The following is a 19492-nucleotide window of genomic DNA, read 5'->3' as shown; positions in this document are numbered from 1 at the left end:
ACAATTCAATCAAAAAAAGTTCATTTTTCCGTTGAACTACATAAAAAAAGCCTCGACTGTTTAGTCGAGGCTTTAAGAATTACCTTACAAGAGTATTAATCTCTTCTTGGTTTTCTATCACGATTACGATCGTTTCCACGACGGTCATCTCTTCTTTTATCATCACGTGGTGGTCTTTCAACAAAACCTTCTGGTTTAGGTAAAAGTGCTTTACGAGAAACCTTCTCTTTACGAGTACGTTTGTCTATACCGAAATACTTAACATCAAATACATCACCCATGTTTACCACATCAGCTACATTTTCCGTACGTTCCCAAGCTAATTCACTTACGTGTAACAATACTTCATTACCTGGAGCATCCATATATTCTACAACTGCACCAAAATCAAGCATCTTAATAACTTTTACTTCGTAAACGCTACCAACCTCTGGTTTAAATAAGATAGAATCTATTTTTGCCATTACAGCATCGATACCTTTTCTACCAACACCTAAGATTTCTACGATACCTTCTTCAGTAACTGGGTCTTCGTTGATAACGATAGTTGTTTCAGTTTCTTTCTGCATTTCTTGAATCACTTTTCCACCAGGTCCAATTAATGCACCAATGAATTCATTAGGAACACGTCTAGATACCATTGTAGGAGCATGATCTTTAACATCTTCGTTAGGAGTAGAAATAGTTTCCGTAATTTTTCCTAAGATATGTAAACGACCATCACGAGCTTGTTTTAAAGCATTAACAAGAATCTCATAAGAAAGACCTTTTACTTTAATATCCATTTGGCAAGCGGTAATACCATCTGCAGTACCTGTAACTTTAAAGTCCATATCACCTAAGTGATCTTCATCACCTAAAATATCAGAAAGAACAGCGTATTTACCAGAATCGGCATCAGAAATTAATCCCATTGCAATACCAGAAACTGGTTTTTTCAATTGAACACCAGCATCCATCATCGCCATAGTACCAGCACAAACAGTAGCCATAGAAGAAGAACCGTTAGATTCTAAAATTTCTGAAACTACACGTACCGTGTATGGGCAATCTTCAGGAACCATTCCTTTCAATGCGCGTTGAGCCAAGTTACCATGACCAACCTCTCTACGAGATGTTCCACGAATAGGTCTTGCTTCACCGGTTGAAAAAGGAGGGAAGTTATAATGTAAATAGAAACGCTCTTCACCTTCGTAAGACGGCATGTCAATTTGGTTTGCTTCTCTACTTGTACCTAAAGTAACTGTAGCTAAAGCTTGAGTTTCTCCACGAGTAAAGATAGAAGAACCGTGTGTAGAAGGTAAATAGTTCACCTCACACCAAATTGGTCTGATTTCATCAGTCTTACGACCGTCTAAACGTAAACCTTCATTTAATGTTAAATCACGTACGGCTGCCTTCTCAGCTTTGCTGTAGTATTTAGAAATCAATGAGCCATAATCAGCTTGCTCTTCCTCAGAGAAAGAAGCTTTAATTTCTTCTTTGATTTCTCCAAAAGCAGCGCTACGCTCATGTTTTGCAGAACCTGCTTGGGCAACAGCATATACTTTATCGTAAGCCATGTCATGAATTTTCTTAGCTAAATCAGCATCTTCACGTTCTGGCTCGTACTCACGTACATCTTTTTTACCGAAAGCTTTCGCTAACGCTTCTTGAGCAGCACATTGAACTTTTATAGCTTCATGTGCAAACTTAATTGCTTCGGTCATTTCTTCTTCAGAAATCTCATCCATCTCACCTTCAACCATCATTACAGAATCAGCAGAGGCACCGATCATCATATCGATGTCAGACTCTAATAATTGAGCACGAGTTGGGTTAATAACGAATTCACCGTTTACACGACCAACTCTTGCTTCAGAGATAGCACATTCAAATGGGAAATCTGATAATTGAATAGCGGCAGAAGCAGCTAAACCTGCCATTGCATCTGGCATAACGTCTTCATCATGAGACATTAATTGAATCATCACTTGAGTTTCAGAGTGATAATCTTTAGGGAATAATGGTCGTAGTACACGATCCACTAAACGCATAGTTAATACTTCACCGTCACTAGGTCTTGCTTCTCTTTTGAAGAAACCACCTGGGTAACGACCTGCAGCTGCAAATTTTTCACGGTAATCTACCGTTAGTGGAAGAAAGTCCACATCACTTTGTTTGTAGTTGGAAACAACTGTACATAATAACATACATTTTCCTGATTGGACAACAACAGAGCCGTGTGCCTGTTTTGCCAATTTTCCTGTTTCAATAGAGATTTCTCTACCGTCACCAAGGTCTATGACCTCTTTAAATACTTTTGGAATCATAAAATTCGATTAAAATTTGCATCGTGCAAATTTGTTAAACAATGGTCTTTCCGACTGAACTTTCTCTGGTCGGAGTTGTTGTGTTGTTGTGTTGTTGTGTTGACCAATGAAAAACCGTGTGTAGCTTTTTGTTCTCCTTTGCCAATAAATTTGGCTTAAACTCCTAAGGCGGGAGTATTAAAAAAGGGGATAGCTAGCTATCCCCTTTTGCAATATTATTTTCTAATACCTAGCTCTTTAATTAGCTCTCTGTATTTTACAATATCATTTTTAATCATGTAATCAAGAAGACTTCTTCTTTTACCCACGAGCTTTACTAATGAACGCTCTGTGTTGTAATCTTTATGGTTCTTTTTCAAGTGACCGGTCAAGTGATTAATTCTGTGTGTAAACAAAGCAATTTGTCCTTCTGTAGAACCAGTGTTTGTTTCGCTACCGCCGTGTTTTTTGAAAATTTCGGCTTTTACTTCTTTTGATAAATACATTCCAATATTATTTTAAATGATTTTTATGTACGTGATTGATTTTCAATCAAGCCGCAAAGGTAAGATATTTTTTGAAATGTTTTATTTAAATTTTAATAATTTAAAATCAAAAGGCACAACCATTTGGTAAGGGTTCTACGTTTTCTAGCTCCTTGGCAAATTCAGCATCTAGTTCATTTGAAGAAAACCCAGTATCGATAGACCCTTTTAGTACAGCATTTGAATAACTTGTAGTATTCATATGTACTCTAATATACACTTCGGTGGTGCTATCTAGGGGAATGTTGCTGCCCGATCTTGTAAATGGTTGTTCGTCTACATGGCTATGTGTCAAAATTCTTCTATAGATAAGATTGCCTTCTAAATCTATAATCTCCCACCAATCTGCATATTGGTCACATCCTGTATCTGGACTTGAGATTGTAGTATTGAACATGTAAGCGTTTGGTTCTCCTGATATGCTTACTTCTGTAACCTGTGCGTTGAAATTAAAAATGCTCGTCGAATCTGATTCTTCGACGAGCATTTTTTCTTTATCTGTAGTACAGCATAAAAACCATAGTGATAGTATTATGAATACTAATGATTTCACGCTGTTGCTTTTTCTGATCTTACAGGTTTGTTCTGTATTAAGTCAATATATAAGTTCACTTTTTTCTTTAAATCTCTTCTGTGTGAAATGAAATCTAAAAAGCCGTGTTCCAATAAAAACTCAGATGATTGAAATCCTTCAGGTAAATCTTTACCTGTAGTATCTTTTACAATTCTAGGACCGGCAAAACCTATCAACGCTCCTGGCTCTGCAATATTAATATCACCAAGCATAGCATATGAAGCAGTTGTACCGCCAGTTGTTGGATCGGTGCATAAAGAAATGTATGGCAAGCCAGCTTCTGATAACTGTGCTAATTTAGCAGATGTTTTTGCTAATTGCATCAATGAAAGTGCTGCCTCCATCATACGAGCTCCACCAGACTTGGATATCATCATAAATGGTGTTTTCTTTTTAATGGCATAATCTATACCTCGAGCAATTTTCTCACCTACTACGCTACCCATAGAACCGCCAATAAATTTAAAATCCATACAGCAGATCACAATATCCTTACCATAAGATTTTCCGTATCCGGTTCTTACGGCATCTTTAAGTCCGGTTTTTTTCTGTGCAGCTTTTAAACGCTCACTATATTTCTTGGTATCCTCAAATTTCAAAGGATCTTTAGAACTAAGGTTAGCATCAAGTTCAGTAAACTTATTATTATCGAACAAAATTTCGAAATATTCCTTACTGCCTATTCTTACGTGATAATCATCTTCTGGACTTACGTAAAAGTTTTTTGCAAGATCGTCAGACTCCACTATTTTTCCTGTTGGCGATTTATACCAAAGGCCTTTAGGTGTGTCTTTCTTTTCCTCAGTAGAGGTTTGTATACCTTTTTCTTTTCTTTTAAACCAAGCCGTCATATCATCCATATTTTGGTTATGCTATACTGTTTATAGTGTATTTACGTTGTTTAAGTCTTCAAAAGCTTTTTTCAAACGCTCTATAAAAGCAGTTTCCCCTTTTCTTAACCAAACTCTTGGGTCGTAAAATTTCTTGTTAGGCTCATCTGCACCCTTAGGGTTACCTATTTGCGCTTGCAAGTAGTCTTTGTTGTCTTGAACATAGTCACGAACACCTGCTAAGAAAGCATATTGTAAATCTGTATCAATATTCATTTTAATTACACCGTAACTAATACCTTCTCTAATTTCTTCAACTGTAGATCCAGATCCACCGTGGAATACAAAATCTATATGGTTGTGCTCAACACCATATTTTTCAGAAATATACTCTTGAGAGTTTTTAAGAATTTTCGGAGTCAATTTAACGTTACCTGGCTTGTATACACCGTGTACATTACCAAATGCAGCAGCGATAGTGAATTTAGGGCTAATTTTAGAAAGTTCTTCGTAAGCATATGCCACTTCTTCTGGCTGTGTGTATAATTTAGAGTCATCTACATCAGAATTATCAACACCATCTTCTTCACCCCCGGTAATACCTAGTTCAATTTCTAACGTCATGTTCATTTTGCTCATGCGCTCTAAATAACCTTTACATATTTCAATGTTCTCTTCTAAAGGCTCTTCAGAAAGATCAATCATATGTGAACTAAACAATGATTTACCTGTTTCAGCGAAATGTTTTTCACTAGCATCTAAAAGGCCGTCAATCCATGGTAATAATTTTTTAGCACAGTGATCTGTATGTAGAATTACTGTAGCTCCGTAAGCTTCTGCCAACTGGTGAACATGTTTAGCTCCTGCAACAGCACCTAAAATAGCTGCTTTTTGTCCGTCATTAGAAAGACCTTTACCAGCATTAAACTGAGCTCCACCATTAGAGAATTGTATGATAACAGGTGCATTTAAACTTGCAGCTGTCTCTAAAACACCGTTAATAGTATCTGAACCTATAACGTTTACTGCAGGTAATGCAAATCCTTTTTCTTTTGCGTAGTTGAAGATTGCTTGAACTTCATCTCCGGTTGCAACTCCCGGTTTAATATTGTGAGCCATAATTATGTTGTTTGTTGTTTGTTTCTTAAAAAAAATGAAAAACAAAAGTAATAAAACAATTATATTTAAAAGGGATAGTTGATGCCTATTTGCAATACGGAGTTGGCGAAATTATAATCTCTAAACCATCTTTTAGACTGAATTTCAGCAGGGTTGTAGGTTTTGAAGCCTAAATCTAGTCGAAACAGAAAGTAGGTGAAATCGTATCTCAAACCAATGCCCGTTCCTAAGGCAATATCCTTTAAAGAACTAAATCCGTCAAATGTGGCATCGGGATCTTCTACATTATCAAGTACGTTCCATATGTTTCCTGCATCAGCAAATATGGCACCGTTAATATCGCCCGCAACAGGAAATCTATATTCTAGGTTTAAAGCCAGTTTTAAGTTTGCTTCGTTGAAATCATTGATGGCAGAAGTGCTTCCTGGGCCTAATGAATAAGGAAACCAGGCTCTGTTGTCATTTGATCCACCGCCAAAATAACTACGAACAAAAGGGATGTTGTCAGAGTTGCCATAAGGAATAGCGATACCGAAAAAAGCTCTTGCCGCTAACACATTAGAACGTTTTAAGTCCCAATATTTTACATATTCAAACTCGTTTTTAATGTATTGTGAGAATGGTACACCAAATACCAATAATTGGTCATCATCATTTTTATTGAATGGTATAAATGAGGAAAAAGCCGATAAAACATTACCAGCGCCTTCTATCTTCCAGCGAAATTGGTAAAAAGAATTATCTATAGGTCCAGTTCTGTTAGTTTTGTTGAATGTGTAGTTAGATGCGAATATTAAATTGTTCTCGGTCAATCTAATTCTTCTTTCTTCTATAGTGTTTACATCATCAAAATCATCACTTGAAGAAGAGACGTTACCATCTAAAATTGCATTTGTAAATCCGGTTGTACCTGAAGGAATTATTAAGTTAAGTTCATCGTCACTGTCACCTGTTTCAAAATATGATGCTAATTCAGGATAAAGTGAAGCATCTTCGTAAGAGTCTGCAATATCATCTAATAGTTCATAAGTATTGGTGTAAACATTATAGAACCTATTACTATTTACATTTCTAACAAATTGAATGTTCAACAGTTCAACATCATGATTTACAAAATCGCTAGGTACCCAATTGTAGCCTAAAACGGTATTGAAAGTTTGTTTGTCAAGTCCTATATTGTTCTGAAAATTTGTACCAATGGCAATTCTAGTTTTAGGTAAAGTATAGTTAGGTATAATTCTAGAAGTGTTAACGAATGGAAACCAAATTCTTGGAAAATCTAACGCAATGTCTCCGCCAAATTCAGAAAAGTAATTGGCTTCAAAAGTATTGCTGCTAAGAAGACCGTATGATCCATTTGCAGAGATACTTAAGTTTTCTGCACCTTTGAAAATGTTTCTTATAAGTAAAGTGGTACCCAAACCAACACCTAATCTGCGTAAGTTAGATCGGCTAACTTCAAAATTGGTGCCCAAAGCATACTTTGTTTTTGGCGCTAGATATATATTCGTGTTCACTTTGTTACCTACAGAATCAGCTTCAAAAATTATATTTGGATATTTAAATACATTTAAGGCATTTAACTGTCTAGATGTTCTGATCTTGTCTACATCCCTATAAATACTATCTTTTTTAAAAAAGATGGCATTGGTCAAAGTTTTTGGTTTAATGTCAAAATTCTTTGAATAATGAATGGTGTAATTTCGATAATCTATGGTGTACAGTGAATCTTTTGAGTTTGTAGAAAGGTAGTCTGTGTAAATATCTATTTTATTGATTTTTTCTACTTTATACGCAGAGGTGGTTACTTCATTTTCTCCTCTAGTTTTTAAATCACCAATATTTAAAGTGATGTTCATTTGCTGATCGTCAGCAGCTTTTATGGTATCTCTTAAAATATCAAAAGTAATTGAGCTTTCTTGAAAGTTACGTATGCCGCTATTTCTGAAAATACCGGTTAATCTTTCACGTTCGTTATTGAAATTATTTAAATCGAACTGTTGTCCTTCTTTTATTAAAGATTGTGCAGCATTTAAAAAGTATAGGGAGTCTATTGCTGTAGATGAAATATTATTGCCGAGCGAATCTATCATATATGGGTCACCAAGTTCTATATGATAATTGACTTTAGCTTTTTTATACTTAGAACTATCAATTTCATAGGTAGTGTTATTGGTGAAGTAGCCTTTACTTTGATAGTACGCACTAAGCTTTGCTAAGCTTAATCGAGTTTTAGTTGTGTCTAAAATGGTGGGTTCTTCGCCGATATCCTTTAACCAATTACTAAGTCCTTTCACTACAAATGATTCGCCCAGACGTTCCACTTGTTTTTCTGAAAGAAGTTTGTCAAGTCTCTTTTTTCTATTCTCTTTTCGGTATAGCCATGCATTGTAAGATGAGTCTGGATTTTCTTTTGCAAGGTTGTAGAGATTAAGTCTAAGTGGATATCCTAATACTGTAGAATTAGATTTTTGGTAGATAAGACTTTCCAATTCTTCATTGTTCACTTTAACAGAATCGGCATAAATGGCGTTTTTAATCACCAAGAATTCATCTTCCTCAACTTTTTTTAATGAGTTGCAGGATAGCAAGACTATTGCCAATAGGGATAATAAGCTTAATTTAGCCATGTTGTTTTTGGAGCAAAGTGCCATCCTCATAGAAATCAAAAATACATTATTTGAATGGTTGTCAAAAGTGAATTGAAACTTATCAAAAGTCTACAGCAAAAAAAGTGCCGAAATGAGCACGGACTATTTGTTGTAGAAGGAAAAAAGACAGTGGAGGAAGTAGTAAATTCTGACATGAAGGTATATAAACTTTTTGCTGTTGATACTACAACTTTAGAAGTAGATGGCATACATATTGAAAAAGTAACCGCTAGAGAGCTCAATCAAATGAGCAGCCTTAAAAACCCTAATGGATATCTTGGTGTGTTTCATATTCCAAAACCTACCGAAAAAATAACTTCTGATTGGGTTTTAGTGCTTGATGGTGTACAAGATCCAGGAAATTTAGGAACAATTATTAGACTTTGCGATTGGTTTGGTATAAGCGATATTGTTTGTTCTGCGGATACCGTAGATTGTTATAACTCAAAAGTACTACAGGCTACTATGGGCTCTATTACTAGGGTAAATATTCAGTATATACATCTTGATACTTTTTTGTCATCAATGAAGTTGCCTGTTTATGGAACCTTTATGAATGGTGACAATGTGAATACCGCCGAGTTGCCAGAAAAAGGAATTATGATTATGGGTAATGAAGGTAAGGGTGTTTCTGATGCTGTGGCTAGACTATGTACAGATAGATTGGCAATACCACAATTTGGCGGTGTTACTACAGAAAGTTTAAACGTTGCATCTGCAACCGCAATTTTACTGCACGAAATTAGAAAGTAGTTGGGTATTATATAACGAAAATTTTAACTTTTGCTAATTGCTAATTGCTAATTGCTAATTGCTAATTGCTAATTGCTAATTGCTAATTGCTAATTGCTAATTGCTAATTGCTAATTGCTATTCAAAAGTGAAGTTGATGAAAATCCCTCGCGTTTTTAGAGATTCTATGTTTCCTGTCCAAGGGCTGTTGGGGTCATTGTCTGGAACTAGTTCATCGGTTATGGCAAAAACACCACGAATAGAAGGGGTGAATTTAAAGTACTCTAAATAGAAATCAATTCCAAAACCAAGCTCATAGTTGTAAACCCACTTTTTCATTCTAAAGGTGCCAGAGCTATTATCATCAAGACTTTCTTCATTGCTGCCTAAGTTTAGACCGGTAGATACACCACCTAAAAGAAAAGGTTTAAAGTTTCCGTATCGTCTAGTACTTGCTTTTAATAGTAGAGGAAAATTAATGTAAGTAGATTTCACTTCTCGTATAGCATCACGTTCATCTTCAAAACCAGGAAAGCCCATTAATCTAGATCCATAGTGCAAGCCTGGTTCAAAACGTATATCTAAGAATTCATTAATTCGCACCTCGCCAATTAATCCAACATTAAATCCAAAGCTTTTGCTGACCAAGATATCTTGTCCATTTTCTTTGTAATCTATTTTAAAATCATATTGATTTAAACCAAGGAAGTAACCCCAGTTTAAGAGTTTCTTATCTTCGTTTTGCTTATTCAATATGGGACTTTCGTTGAATTGAGCACTTACTAAATTCGTAATCAACAACGTTAGGCTTATAAAAAACCACTTCTTCATATATCCTGGTTTACGATTGTAAAACGTCAAAAATATATTGTGAGTATGCTAAAGATATAGATTAGCCTTTTTTCGCAACATAAATTGATGCAACCCCAAATGTTTGAGGTTTATTCGTTACATCTATAAACCCAATTTCGCGCAAAATATTGTTGAAGTTTTCTCCATGTGGAAAAACAGAAGCAGATTCACTTAAATAGCCGTAAGCAGAATCGTCTTTTGAGAATAATTTTCCAATTAAGGGAAGAATGTTTTTAGTGTAAAAACTGTAGCCTTGTTTGTATGGGGTTTTAGTGGGTACGGAGGTTTCTAATACGACCAATTTTCCGTTTGGTTTTAAAACACGTAAAATTTCTGCCATACCGGTATTCAGTGTTTCAAAATTTCGTACTCCAAAAGATACTGTTACCGCATCAAAAGAATTGTCTTCAAAAGTTAGTTTCTCACTGTCACCAACCACCATTTCTATAGTGCTGTCCAGTTGTTTGTCTGTTACCTTTTCTTTGCCAACGGCTAGCATGCCGGGTGAGATGTCTAGACCTACAATCTTTTTTGCTCCAGTTTTAACTAGGGCAATAGCCAAATCTCCAGTACCGGTAGCAATGTCTAAAATAGACTGTGGTTTTTCTTTTTTTAAGATTTCGACCACCTTTTTACGCCATTTAATATCTATTCCAAAAGAAATTACACGGTTTAGACCATCGTAATTTTTAGAAATAGTATCGAACATTTTAGTGACCTGTTCTTTCTTTCCTGATTCAGAATCTTTATACGGAGTGACTTTTTGGGGCATTTTTTAGCTATTTTTTTGGCAAATATACAATATAGCTAATGCTTAATTACTTTTTAATCAGTTAGGTTGGTAATTGATGGGTTAAAGAATTGAAAATAAAGATTAAACTAATTTAATTATGTAATTTTGCCCCATAATAAATGCTATTGTTTTCAAGACTACTTTTAAGTATAAGTAATAGTTAAGAGAAGAAAATTGGTGCTTGATGTTTAGCGGACTAATAAAATAAATGAAGATTATAATTGCTGGTGCTGGGGAAGTAGGCTTTCATTTAGCTAAATTGCTATCCTATGAATCACAGGATATTACCTTAATCGATTCTAAAAAAGAAAGTCTTGCTTACGCAGATAATCATCTAGATATACGAGTTTTAAAAGGTGATGCAACTTCTATTGCGGTATTGATCGATGCTCAGGTAAAAGATTCAGATTTGGTTATTGCGGTAACTTCTTCTGAGACTACGAACTTGACCCTTTGCATGTTGGCCAAGCAATTAGGTTGTAAGCGAACTATTGCCAGAATATCTAATACCGAGTTTATAAAGAATAAAGACTTGTTGAGGTTTTCAGATCTAGGCATAGATGAATTGATATCTCCAGAAGCTTTAGCTGCAACTGAAATTCAGATGCTTTTAAACAAGTCGGCCTTTAACGATACTTATGAGTTTGAAGATGGTGAGTTGATAATGGTGGGTGTGTCGTTATTGAAATCTGCACCTTTTGTAGGTAAACAAGTGAAAGAAGCTGCGAAAATTTTCCCGGAATTACACTTTATGCCAATTGCTTTACAGCGTACCGGTACACAGTATACAGTAATACCTAGGGGAGATACCCTTTTTAAGGAAGGTGATCAGGTATACTTTATAACTGTAAAAAAAGGTGTAGACGAGCTATACAAATTAACAGGTAAGAAGAAGGCTGAAATCAAGAATGTTATGATTCTTGGCGGTAGTAAGGTAGGTTATAAAACTGCTAGAGATCTTTGTGCTAATAAATTCAACGTAAAGTTGATTGAGAAAAATAAAGAGAAAGCTTTTGATCTAGCGGATGAACTGCCAAATGCATTGGTGATAAATGGTGATGGTAGAAATGTTGAGTTGCTAGATGAAGAAAGTTTAGAATCTATGGATGCCTTTATTGCGGTAACCGGAAATTCTGAAACCAATATAATGTCATGCTTGGTTGCAAAATCTAAGTATATAAAGAAGACCATTGCCTTGGTTGAAAATATGGATTATTTTCAGTTATCACATTCCATAGGTATTGATACGTTGATCAATAAAAAGCTTCTTGCCGCAAATAATATATTCAGGCACATACGTAAAGGTGAAGTGGTTGCTTTAATGCGTTTAAACAATTTGAATGCAGAAATTTTAGAGTTTATTGTAAAAAGAAATTCTAAGGTGACAGGAGCAACTATAAGAGAATTGGACTTCCCTAAAGCGGCTACAATTGGTGGTGTTGTAAGAGATGGTCAAGGTCATATTGCACTTGGTGGATTTAAAATACAGGAAGGAGATAGGGTAGTGGTTTGTTGTCTGCCTTCTGAGATTCCTAAAATAGAACGAATGTTTCTTTAAGATGCGACTTAATTTAAGAATTATAATTCATATAATGGGGCTTCTATTGCTATGCAACGGAGGCTTTATGCTTTTAGCCGCAGTTGTCAGTGGGGTATACCAAGATGGCGCTACATTAAGTATTGCTCTTGCATCTATAACCACAATGTTCGTAGGGGTTTTTATGATGTACTATACTAGAGGTCATAAAAAAGAAGTAAAGCAAAAAGAAGGTTATATCATAGTTTCTTTTGGTTGGATCGTAATGTCTATATCTGGCATGTTGCCTTACTTGTTTTCTGGAGCATTACCTACGGTTACAAACGCTTTTTTTGAAACGATATCCGGTTATACGACAACAGGAGCTTCAATAATGGATGATATTGAGGCGATGCCGGAAGGTATTCTTTTCTGGCGTAGCTTAACCCACTGGATTGGGGGTATGGGTATTATCGTTTTGGCTATAGCTATATTACCGTTGTTGGGTATTGGTGGTATGCAGTTGTTTTCTGCGGAAGCTCCGGGACCAACAGGCGATAAATTACACCCAAGAATAACTGATACAGCAAAGCGTCTTTGGTTAATTTATTTTGGGTATACCGTGGCAGAAACTATTTTGTTGCAAGTTGCCGGTATGTCATTTTTTGATGCCATCAACCATGCAATGGCAACCTTGTCAACAGGTGGTTTTTCAACAAAGAATGCAAGTGTCGCTTATTATAATGACCAGCCGATGATACAGTATATCATTATATTCTTTATGTTTTTGGCAGGTAGTAATTTTGTATTGAGCTATTTCGCATTTAAGGGGAAAGTTCAGAAAGTAATACAAGATGAAGAGTTTAAATATTATGCAGGTTTTACTATTGTGTTTACTATTATAGTAGCTCTAGTGGTTTATTACCAAGCAAATATTACAGAGCTCACTCCTGGTTACCCAATGGTGTTAGGTAAGGCTGAAAGTGCTTTTAGGCATTCATTGTTTCAGATAATTTCGGTAATTACTACCACAGGTTTCGTAAGTGCAGATTTTACGCAATGGACACCCTTTTTAACTGTATTTTTCTTCGGCTTGTTCTTTTTAGGCGGCTCTGCGGGATCAACGGCAGGTGGTATAAAAGTAATGCGTCACCTTTTAATTATTAAGAATGGTGTATTGGAGTTTAAAAGAACATTGCATACCAATGCCATTATTCCTGTGCGATATAATAACAAGACTGTTAAAGAGAAAATTGTATATAATATTATAGGGTTCTTTGTGCTCTATATGTTGTTATTTATCATTGGGGCATTAGTACTGGGCTTTTTAGGATTAGATTTTGAATCTGCCATTGGTGGCGCGGCATCCTCATTGGGTAATGTTGGTCCGGCATTGGGTAGTTTAAATCCTGTTAGTAATTTTAATAGTTTGCCGGCATTGGCAAAGTGGTGGTGTGGATTTTTAATGTTGGCAGGTAGACTAGAATTATTTACAGTACTTATCTTACTGACACCATATTTCTGGAAATCAACTTGAATAAGTAAGTATAGAACATAAAAAAAGTCCCTTCATATGAAGGGACTTTTTTTATGTTCTATTAAGATGTTGAGGTTTATTTCAACGCTTCTTTAATTCTTGATATCGCTTCTTTAATTTCTTTAACTGATGCCGCATAAGAAATACGAATACAGTTTCCGTTACCAAAGGCGTCACCTGTTACGGTGGCAACGTTGGCAGCTTCTAGTATGTACATAGAAAAATCTGAAGCATTATTTATTGTTGTACCATTAAATGTCTTGCCGAAGTAAGCGGTTACATCTGGGTATACATAAAAAGCACCTTCAGGTTCGTTACATTTAAAACCTTCAATTTCGTTCAGTAAACCTAGAATAAGCTTGCGTCTTTCTTTAAATTCATCTACCATATATTGAATACGGTCTGGTGATTCCTCTAAGGCAGTAATAACTGCACGCTGAGCAATACAGTTGGCTCCACTGGTAACTTGACCCTGTAGCTTGTTTGTTGCACGTGCAATATATGCTGGGGCACCAATGTAACCAATACGCCATCCGGTCATTGCAAAAGCTTTTGCAACTCCGTTTACGGTAACGGTACGGTCATACATGTCTTCAAACTCCGCCATTGAAGCATGTGCAGTAACACCATAATTAATGTGTTCGTAAATTTCATCGCTAACTACAATAATTTGAGGATGGTTCTTAAGTACATCTGCAAGTGCTCGTAATTCTTCTTTGCTATAAATTGATCCACTAGGGTTACAAGGAGAACTATACCATAACATTCTTGTTTTAGGTGTAATCGCAGCCTCTAACTGTTCTGGAGTCATTTTAAAATCGTTCTCCAATGTAGTAGGAACTTCTACAGGTATGCCATCTGCTAATTTTACAATATCGCTATAGCTAACCCAGTAAGGACATGGAAGTATAACTTCGTCACCTGGGTTCAAGATAACTTGGGCAACATTATATAAAGCCTGCTTGGCTCCTGTAGATACTACAATTTGAGAAGGCTCGTAGCTAAGGTTATTATCTCTCTTAAATTTAGTGATAATTGCCTTTTTAAGTTCTACGTAACCATCAACTGGAGTATAGGAATTATAGTCATCATTTACTGCTTGTATTGCAGCCTCCTTAATATAATCTGGAGTGTTGAAGTCTGGTTCTCCTAAACTTAAACCAATAATATCTTTTCCTTGTGCTCTTAGTTCACGGGCCTTAGCGGCCATTTCCAAAGTAGCTGACGGTGTAACGCTGTTAATTCTGTCCGAAAGTTGATTGCTCATGGTTGCTTTTAATTTCTAGTATTGTAATGTGGGTTCTTTGCCTAATTCTTTTAAATGCTTAAAGTGCGAAATTATAGCTTTTCTAGTAGTTTTATACTCGTGATATGGTAAATTAAATTCCTGTGCCGTTTGTTTCACAATTTTCGAAATATTTGTGTAATGTACATGGCTTATGTTAGGGAATATATGGTGTTCAACTTGGTGATTTAATCCACCGGTAAACCAGTTAACAATCTTGTTTTTAGTGCCAAAATTTACAGTAGTAAATAATTGGTGAATTGCCCAAGTATTTTTCATTGTACCAGATTCGTCTGGTAATGGCGTATCTGCGTCATCTACAATATGTGCTAATTGAAAAACAACACTTAGTATTACCCCGGCAACATAATGCATTAAAAAGAATCCGATTAATATTTTCCACCATGCGATATCCAGAATCAACATTGGTAATACGATCCATATAGTAATGTATAGTAATTTTGTAATTATCAGGGTGCTCCAGTTCATGGTGGCGCTAGGCAATTTACCATAAGATAATTTGCGTTTCATATAGCGGTACATCTGTTGAAAATCTGTTGTAATTGCCCAGTTAAAGGTTAGTAAACCGTACAGGAAAACAGAGTAAAAATGCTGAAATCTATGATGCTTTTTCCATTCTGCATGTTTAGAAAAACGTAAAATTCTACCCGCTTCCATATCTTCATCGTGTTCGTGAATGTTTGTGTATGTATGGTGTAGTACATTGTGTTGAACTTGCCAGTTGTATACGTTACCCGCTAGAATATAAATACTACTGCCCATTAATTTATTGACCCACTTCTTGTTAGAATATGCGCCATGGTTACCGTCATGCATGACGTTCATACCAACACCGGCCATTCCAATGCCCATAACAATGGTTAATAGAATGTTTGCCCAATTTGGTAAACCCAAGGTCAGTATTAAAAAATAAGGGGCAAGAAAAAGGGCAAACATTACTACGGTTTTTAAATGTAATTTCCAGTTGCCTGTTTTCTTTAATTTGTTTGTTTTGAAGTAATCGTTAACTCTGCTGTTTAAAGTTTTAAAAAACTTTGCAGAATCTGTTCTAGGGAAACGAATGATATTTTGTTCCATAATTCGGTAATCTTTTACTTAATATAATGTAATTGAATCTATAATAGTTTGATAGCTTAATTAAAAGCTAAATCTTTGCATTAGTTATAATACTAATAATATCTATTTACAAATATACGGATGACTGCTGAAATCATATTTGAAAATTTTCCCAATTTATCTGAACATCAGAAACAATTGTTTGAAAAACTTGAGGAATTATATAAAGATTGGAACCATAAAATTAATGTGGTTTCAAGAAAAGATATAGATGAACTCTATTTAAGGCATGTTTTACACTCCTTAGGTATAGCAAAATTTATAGAATTTAAAGAGGGCTCGTCTATACTTGATGTTGGAACTGGCGGTGGTTTTCCTGGTATTCCATTGGCAATTTTATTTCCTGAAGTTCATTTTACATTAGTAGATTCTATAGGAAAGAAAATAAAAGTAGTAAACGAGGTAGTTGACGGCTTACAAATTACAAATGTTACCACCATAAACGCTAGGGTAGAAGAGATACCTGGTAAATTCGATTTTATTGTCAGTAGAGCAGTGGCAGTAATGCCAACTTTTGTACACTGGGTAAAAGGCAAAATTAAAAAGGAATCTAAACACCCTATTCGTAATGGAATATTGTATTTAAAAGGTGGTGATTTAAACGAGGAATTAAAAGACTATAGAACGGCTGAAATTTATAATCTGACCGATTATTTTAAGGAAGATTTCTTTGAAACAAAGAAAATGGTCTATTTGCCGTTAAAATATAAAGGGTAAGCGCATCTCTTAAAGAAGAAAAGAACTGTAGTATGCCTTCTTGTATTTACGGGCAAACTCCTTTAAATAATTCCAAAAATGAATCTGAATGCAGGTGATATGTAATCTAATACTATTGATAGTCATAAGCAATTGATTTTTAATGAAGTATAAATTACGGGAAATTACCCTTAGTTTACAATTAATTAACGTTAAATTTACATTGATATTGCATTTATATAGTGTTAATATTTATTAATTAATGAAAAATGCCCATCAACTAACAAGTTGACGGGCATTTTTTTGAGATTGTAAAAATCTTATTTGCTCCATGGTGGTACCACATCATTACTTCTTGCATAGGCAATTAGTTGACCTTTGTGTTCTCCATTATGCTCCATGATAGCTAGTAGTCCACCTAGTTTATTGGATTTCATAAAACCAAAATCGACTTCATCGTTTAAAGTTCCGTCTTCCACTTTCGTGATATTTTCAAGAACGAATTCATTCGATTTTTTTAGTGCTGCGATGATGTTTTCTTTACCGGTGATTTTACCAAGCTTCATCACATCAACATCTTCTGGTGGTGCAAATCCTAATTTTGAAGCAAGAAAATAGTTGGAGCTTGCCACGTGTAAAAGTGCTTCGCCTACAGAGCTTATGCCTTCTGCCGGTCTCCAATCATATTTTTCTTCAGGAAAAGCTTCGGCAAGTTGAACAACCTGTAATTGATTACCGGTTAAGACAGCTTGAATGCTGCTTTGTGTTAAGCCATCTTGTGCAAAAGATATGCAACTTGTTAGGAGTAGTGTAAATAGTATTTTTTTCATAATAAGCGTTTTAAGGATAGTTTTAGGAATTCGAATTTTTGTAGCTTACTTTCAAAGTAAGATGTATTCAAAAAAAAGGCTGAATTTAAATTCAGCCTTTTAATTTTTTTTATCCTAAAAACGGATACCTATAATCAACAGGAGTAACAAAAGTCTCCTTAATTAATCGTGGAGATACCCATCGTAATAAGTTTTGTGCTGATCCGGCCTTGTCATTTGTACCTGAAGCTCTTGCTCCGCCAAATGGTTGCTGACCTACAACAGCACCTGTAGGTTTGTCATTGATGTAGAAGTTACCTGCACAATTTTGTAATGCCTTGGTAGCCTCGTCAATTGCATATCTGTCCTGAGATAATACAGCTCCAGTCAATGCGTACTCAGAAGTACCGTCTATCAACTGTAAAGTTTCGCTCCAATCTTTATCATCATATATATAGATAGTAACAACAGGGCCAAATAATTCTGTTTCCATTGTTGTATACTTAGGGTCTGTTGTCAAGATTACCGTAGGCTCAATAAAGTAACCCTTAGATTTGTCAAAAGAACCACCTGCGTAGATTTCTGCATTTTTGTCTTCTTTAGCTTGTGTAATGTACTTCGCCAATTTGTCAAAAGAACCTTCGTGAATTACAGCTGTAATAAAGTTGCTCATGTCTTCAGGTGAACCTGGTTTGTTGAAAGAGGCGATATCTGCTTTAACATATTCTAGAATCTCTTTAGAAGTAGATTTTGGTAAATATACTCTTGAAGCAGCACTACATTTTTGACCTTGAAATTCAAAAGCTCCTCTAGAAATAGCCGTAGCTACTTGTTTAGTGTTAGCGGTAGGGTGTGCAAGAATAAAATCTTTACCACCAGTTTCACCAACTATTTTTGGATATGTTTTATACGTGTGTATGTTGTTTCCTATTTGTTTCCAAAGTTCTTTGAAAACATGTGTAGAGCCTGTAAAGTGAATACCTGCAAAATCTGGGCTAGCCAATACGGTTTCAGTGATCATTACCGGGTCACCATAAACAACATTGATTACTCCGTCAGGTAAACCTGCTTCTTTAAAGATGTCAACAATAACTTTAGCGGAAAAAACCTGAGAATCACTAGGTTTCCAAACAACAACGTTACCCATCATTGCGGCACTTGCAGGAAGGTTTCCGGCAATAGCAGTAAAGTTAAATGGGGTAATTGCATAAATGAAACCTTCTAAAGGACGATATTCTACTCTGTTCCATATACCTTCAGCAGAATCTGGTTGCTCTGCATAAATTTGAGACATGTATTCTACGTTAAAACGTAAAAAGTCAATTAATTCACATGCGGCATCTATTTCTGCTTGGTGAATATTTTTAGATTGTGCGATCATAGTGGCCGCGTTGATCTTTGCGCGGTAAGGACCTGCAATTAACTCAGCTGCTTTCAGGAAAATTGCAGCACGCTGTTCCCAGGTCAAATTAGCCCACGCATCTCTAGATGCTAAGCAATTATCAATGGCAGACTGTACATTTTCTTTATTTGCTGTGTGGTAAGTACCAACAATGTGCTTGTGATCGTGCGGTGGGGACATTGGCTTAGTATTGCCAGTGCGTACCTCTTCAGGGCCGATGTACATTGGTACATCAATTTTGTCGTTGAAATATGCTTTGTATTGTTCCAAAACTGACTCTCTTTCAGGAGATCCAGGAGCATAGCTTTTAATTGGTTCATTAAATGCTGCAGGAACTTGAAAAAATCCTTTACCCATTGTCTAAATTTTTATATTAAAAAGTTAACCAAAGGTACTAAAAGGCTATTGGACTAAAAACTATAAAAAGAGTAAAAGGATTTAGTTTAAAGCAAAGGGTGCGCTAAATTTAAAAGTAGGGATGTAAACCCTAAATTTCTCGACACTATTCATTGTAACCATGTTGTAGTGTCCTTTCATTGCACCAATAGGTGAAGTAAGTAAGCAACCTGAGTTGTATGTGTGTGATTCTCCTGGTTGAATTACCGGTTTTTTACCAATAACACCTTCACCGTCTAAGGTTTCCATGTCATTTAAAGAGTCATATATTTTCCAATGACGAGAGGTTAGTTGTACGGCGTCTTTACTTTGGTTCTCAATAGTAAT

At 35.6% G+C, this 19492-nt stretch carries 17 protein-coding genes; 4 read left to right on the top strand and 13 right to left on the bottom strand.

Annotated elements, in window-relative coordinates:
- Nucleotides 1-95 precede the first annotated feature (95 nt).
- The 6 genes from ABJI11_RS08470 to ABJI11_RS08445 form a co-directional block, all read right to left on the bottom strand.
- Nucleotides 96-2312: a polyribonucleotide nucleotidyltransferase gene (locus ABJI11_RS08470; RefSeq protein WP_276494803.1), complete on the bottom strand. Its 2217-nt coding sequence runs from the start codon at nucleotides 2310-2312 to the stop codon at nucleotides 96-98.
- Between the two features lie 215 nt (nucleotides 2313-2527).
- Nucleotides 2528-2797 carry a 30S ribosomal protein S15 gene (gene rpsO / locus ABJI11_RS08465; protein ID WP_036156156.1) on the bottom strand — a complete coding sequence of 90 codons (270 nt, stop codon included), beginning with the start codon at nucleotides 2795-2797 and terminating at the stop codon, nucleotides 2528-2530.
- A gap of 106 nt (nucleotides 2798-2903) precedes the next feature.
- Nucleotides 2904-3389 (bottom strand): hypothetical protein, encoded by a 486-nt coding sequence (locus tag ABJI11_RS08460; RefSeq protein WP_348351204.1) that lies wholly within the window; start codon nucleotides 3387-3389, stop codon nucleotides 2904-2906.
- Nucleotides 3386-4261 carry an acetyl-CoA carboxylase, carboxyltransferase subunit beta gene (accD, locus tag ABJI11_RS08455; protein ID WP_348351221.1) on the bottom strand — a complete coding sequence of 292 codons (876 nt, stop codon included), beginning with the start codon at nucleotides 4259-4261 and terminating at the stop codon, nucleotides 3386-3388. The genes ABJI11_RS08460 and accD overlap by 4 nt, the downstream gene beginning before the upstream one ends.
- 30 nt (nucleotides 4262-4291) lie before the next feature.
- Complete coding sequence (fbaA, locus tag ABJI11_RS08450; RefSeq protein ID WP_348351202.1) at nucleotides 4292-5359, bottom strand: class II fructose-bisphosphate aldolase; 1068 nt, start codon at nucleotides 5357-5359, stop codon at nucleotides 4292-4294.
- Between the two features lie 65 nt (nucleotides 5360-5424).
- Nucleotides 5425-7989, bottom strand: coding sequence for a BamA/TamA family outer membrane protein (locus ABJI11_RS08445; RefSeq protein ID WP_348351200.1), 2565 nt, complete (start codon nucleotides 7987-7989; stop codon nucleotides 5425-5427).
- Nucleotides 7990-8043: 54 nt separating this feature from the next.
- On the opposite strand from ABJI11_RS08445, the gene ABJI11_RS08440 reads away from it, so the two are divergent.
- Nucleotides 8044-8763 carry an RNA methyltransferase gene (locus tag ABJI11_RS08440; protein ID WP_348351198.1) on the top strand — a complete coding sequence of 240 codons (720 nt, stop codon included), beginning with the start codon at nucleotides 8044-8046 and terminating at the stop codon, nucleotides 8761-8763.
- A 117-nt stretch (nucleotides 8764-8880) separates the two neighbouring features.
- Here ABJI11_RS08440 and ABJI11_RS08435 read toward each other — a convergent pair whose 3' ends face one another.
- Nucleotides 8881-9573: a porin family protein gene (locus tag ABJI11_RS08435; RefSeq protein WP_348351196.1), complete on the bottom strand. Its 693-nt coding sequence runs from the start codon at nucleotides 9571-9573 to the stop codon at nucleotides 8881-8883.
- Between the two features lie 61 nt (nucleotides 9574-9634).
- Nucleotides 9635-10366, bottom strand: a complete 732-nt coding sequence (gene ubiE / locus ABJI11_RS08430) for a bifunctional demethylmenaquinone methyltransferase/2-methoxy-6-polyprenyl-1,4-benzoquinol methylase UbiE (RefSeq protein WP_348351194.1) — start codon at nucleotides 10364-10366, stop codon at nucleotides 9635-9637.
- Nucleotides 10367-10595: 229 nt separating this feature from the next.
- On the opposite strand from ubiE, the gene trkA reads away from it, so the two are divergent.
- A complete protein-coding gene (trkA, locus tag ABJI11_RS08425) occupies nucleotides 10596-11945 on the top strand; it encodes a Trk system potassium transporter TrkA (RefSeq protein WP_276494750.1) in 1350 nt (449 codons plus the stop codon).
- A gap of 1 nt (nucleotide 11946) precedes the next feature.
- Nucleotides 11947-13440 (top strand): potassium transporter TrkG, encoded by a 1494-nt coding sequence (locus ABJI11_RS08420; protein ID WP_348351192.1) that lies wholly within the window; start codon nucleotides 11947-11949, stop codon nucleotides 13438-13440.
- A 76-nt stretch (nucleotides 13441-13516) separates the two neighbouring features.
- Here the strand turns inward: ABJI11_RS08420 and ABJI11_RS08415 are convergent, their stop codons facing one another.
- Both ABJI11_RS08415 and ABJI11_RS08410 read right to left on the bottom strand, forming a co-directional pair.
- Nucleotides 13517-14707 (bottom strand): pyridoxal phosphate-dependent aminotransferase, encoded by a 1191-nt coding sequence (locus ABJI11_RS08415; protein ID WP_348351190.1) that lies wholly within the window; start codon nucleotides 14705-14707, stop codon nucleotides 13517-13519.
- A gap of 15 nt (nucleotides 14708-14722) precedes the next feature.
- Nucleotides 14723-15823, bottom strand: coding sequence for an acyl-CoA desaturase (locus ABJI11_RS08410; protein ID WP_348351188.1), 1101 nt, complete (start codon nucleotides 15821-15823; stop codon nucleotides 14723-14725).
- Nucleotides 15824-15943: 120 nt separating this feature from the next.
- Here ABJI11_RS08410 and rsmG point away from each other — a divergent pair, with 120 nt between their 5' ends.
- Nucleotides 15944-16579 carry a 16S rRNA (guanine(527)-N(7))-methyltransferase RsmG gene (gene rsmG / locus ABJI11_RS08405; protein WP_348351186.1) on the top strand — a complete coding sequence of 212 codons (636 nt, stop codon included), beginning with the start codon at nucleotides 15944-15946 and terminating at the stop codon, nucleotides 16577-16579.
- Between the two features lie 299 nt (nucleotides 16580-16878).
- On the opposite strand, the gene ABJI11_RS08400 is transcribed toward rsmG, so the two are convergent.
- From ABJI11_RS08400 to apaG, 3 genes are all read right to left on the bottom strand, one after another.
- Nucleotides 16879-17388 (bottom strand): DinB family protein, encoded by a 510-nt coding sequence (locus ABJI11_RS08400; protein WP_348351184.1) that lies wholly within the window; start codon nucleotides 17386-17388, stop codon nucleotides 16879-16881.
- Nucleotides 17389-17497: 109 nt separating this feature from the next.
- Nucleotides 17498-19126, bottom strand: coding sequence for an L-glutamate gamma-semialdehyde dehydrogenase (pruA, locus tag ABJI11_RS08395; RefSeq protein ID WP_348351182.1), 1629 nt, complete (start codon nucleotides 19124-19126; stop codon nucleotides 17498-17500).
- 81 nt (nucleotides 19127-19207) lie between these two features.
- The coding region (apaG, locus tag ABJI11_RS08390) for a Co2+/Mg2+ efflux protein ApaG (RefSeq protein ID WP_348351180.1) at nucleotides 19208-19492 on the bottom strand (285 nt) is incomplete at its 5' end.

The organism is Maribacter sp. (genome assembly GCF_039968975.1).
Taxonomy (GTDB): Bacteria; Bacteroidota; Bacteroidia; order Flavobacteriales; family Flavobacteriaceae; genus Maribacter.
Note: the sequence above shows the minus strand (reverse complement) of the source record. Positions and strands in the feature narration are given on the sequence as shown.

What these genes read in the sequence shown, in the direction of transcription:
- ABJI11_RS08420 (WP_348351192.1), top strand. Translation starts at nt 11,947, where the DNA reads ATGCGACTTAATTTAAGAATTATAATTCATATAATGGGGCTTCTATTG.
- ABJI11_RS08400 (WP_348351184.1), bottom strand. Translation starts at nt 17,388, where the DNA reads ATGAAAAAAATACTATTTACACTACTCCTAACAAGTTGCATATCTTTT.
- trkA (WP_276494750.1), top strand. Translation starts at nt 10,596, where the DNA reads ATGAAGATTATAATTGCTGGTGCTGGGGAAGTAGGCTTTCATTTAGCT.
- fbaA (WP_348351202.1), bottom strand. Translation starts at nt 5,359, where the DNA reads ATGGCTCACAATATTAAACCGGGAGTTGCAACCGGAGATGAAGTTCAA.
- ABJI11_RS08435 (WP_348351196.1), bottom strand. Translation starts at nt 9,573, where the DNA reads ATGAAGAAGTGGTTTTTTATAAGCCTAACGTTGTTGATTACGAATTTA.
- ABJI11_RS08415 (WP_348351190.1), bottom strand. Translation starts at nt 14,707, where the DNA reads ATGAGCAATCAACTTTCGGACAGAATTAACAGCGTTACACCGTCAGCT.
- rpsO (WP_036156156.1), bottom strand. Translation starts at nt 2,797, where the DNA reads ATGTATTTATCAAAAGAAGTAAAAGCCGAAATTTTCAAAAAACACGGC.
- ABJI11_RS08445 (WP_348351200.1), bottom strand. Translation starts at nt 7,989, where the DNA reads ATGGCTAAATTAAGCTTATTATCCCTATTGGCAATAGTCTTGCTATCC.
- ABJI11_RS08440 (WP_348351198.1), top strand. Translation starts at nt 8,044, where the DNA reads ATGGTTGTCAAAAGTGAATTGAAACTTATCAAAAGTCTACAGCAAAAA.
- ABJI11_RS08410 (WP_348351188.1), bottom strand. Translation starts at nt 15,823, where the DNA reads ATGGAACAAAATATCATTCGTTTCCCTAGAACAGATTCTGCAAAGTTT.
- ubiE (WP_348351194.1), bottom strand. Translation starts at nt 10,366, where the DNA reads ATGCCCCAAAAAGTCACTCCGTATAAAGATTCTGAATCAGGAAAGAAA.
- ABJI11_RS08470 (WP_276494803.1), bottom strand. Translation starts at nt 2,312, where the DNA reads ATGATTCCAAAAGTATTTAAAGAGGTCATAGACCTTGGTGACGGTAGA.
- pruA (WP_348351182.1), bottom strand. Translation starts at nt 19,126, where the DNA reads ATGGGTAAAGGATTTTTTCAAGTTCCTGCAGCATTTAATGAACCAATT.
- rsmG (WP_348351186.1), top strand. Translation starts at nt 15,944, where the DNA reads ATGACTGCTGAAATCATATTTGAAAATTTTCCCAATTTATCTGAACAT.
- accD (WP_348351221.1), bottom strand. Translation starts at nt 4,261, where the DNA reads ATGACGGCTTGGTTTAAAAGAAAAGAAAAAGGTATACAAACCTCTACT.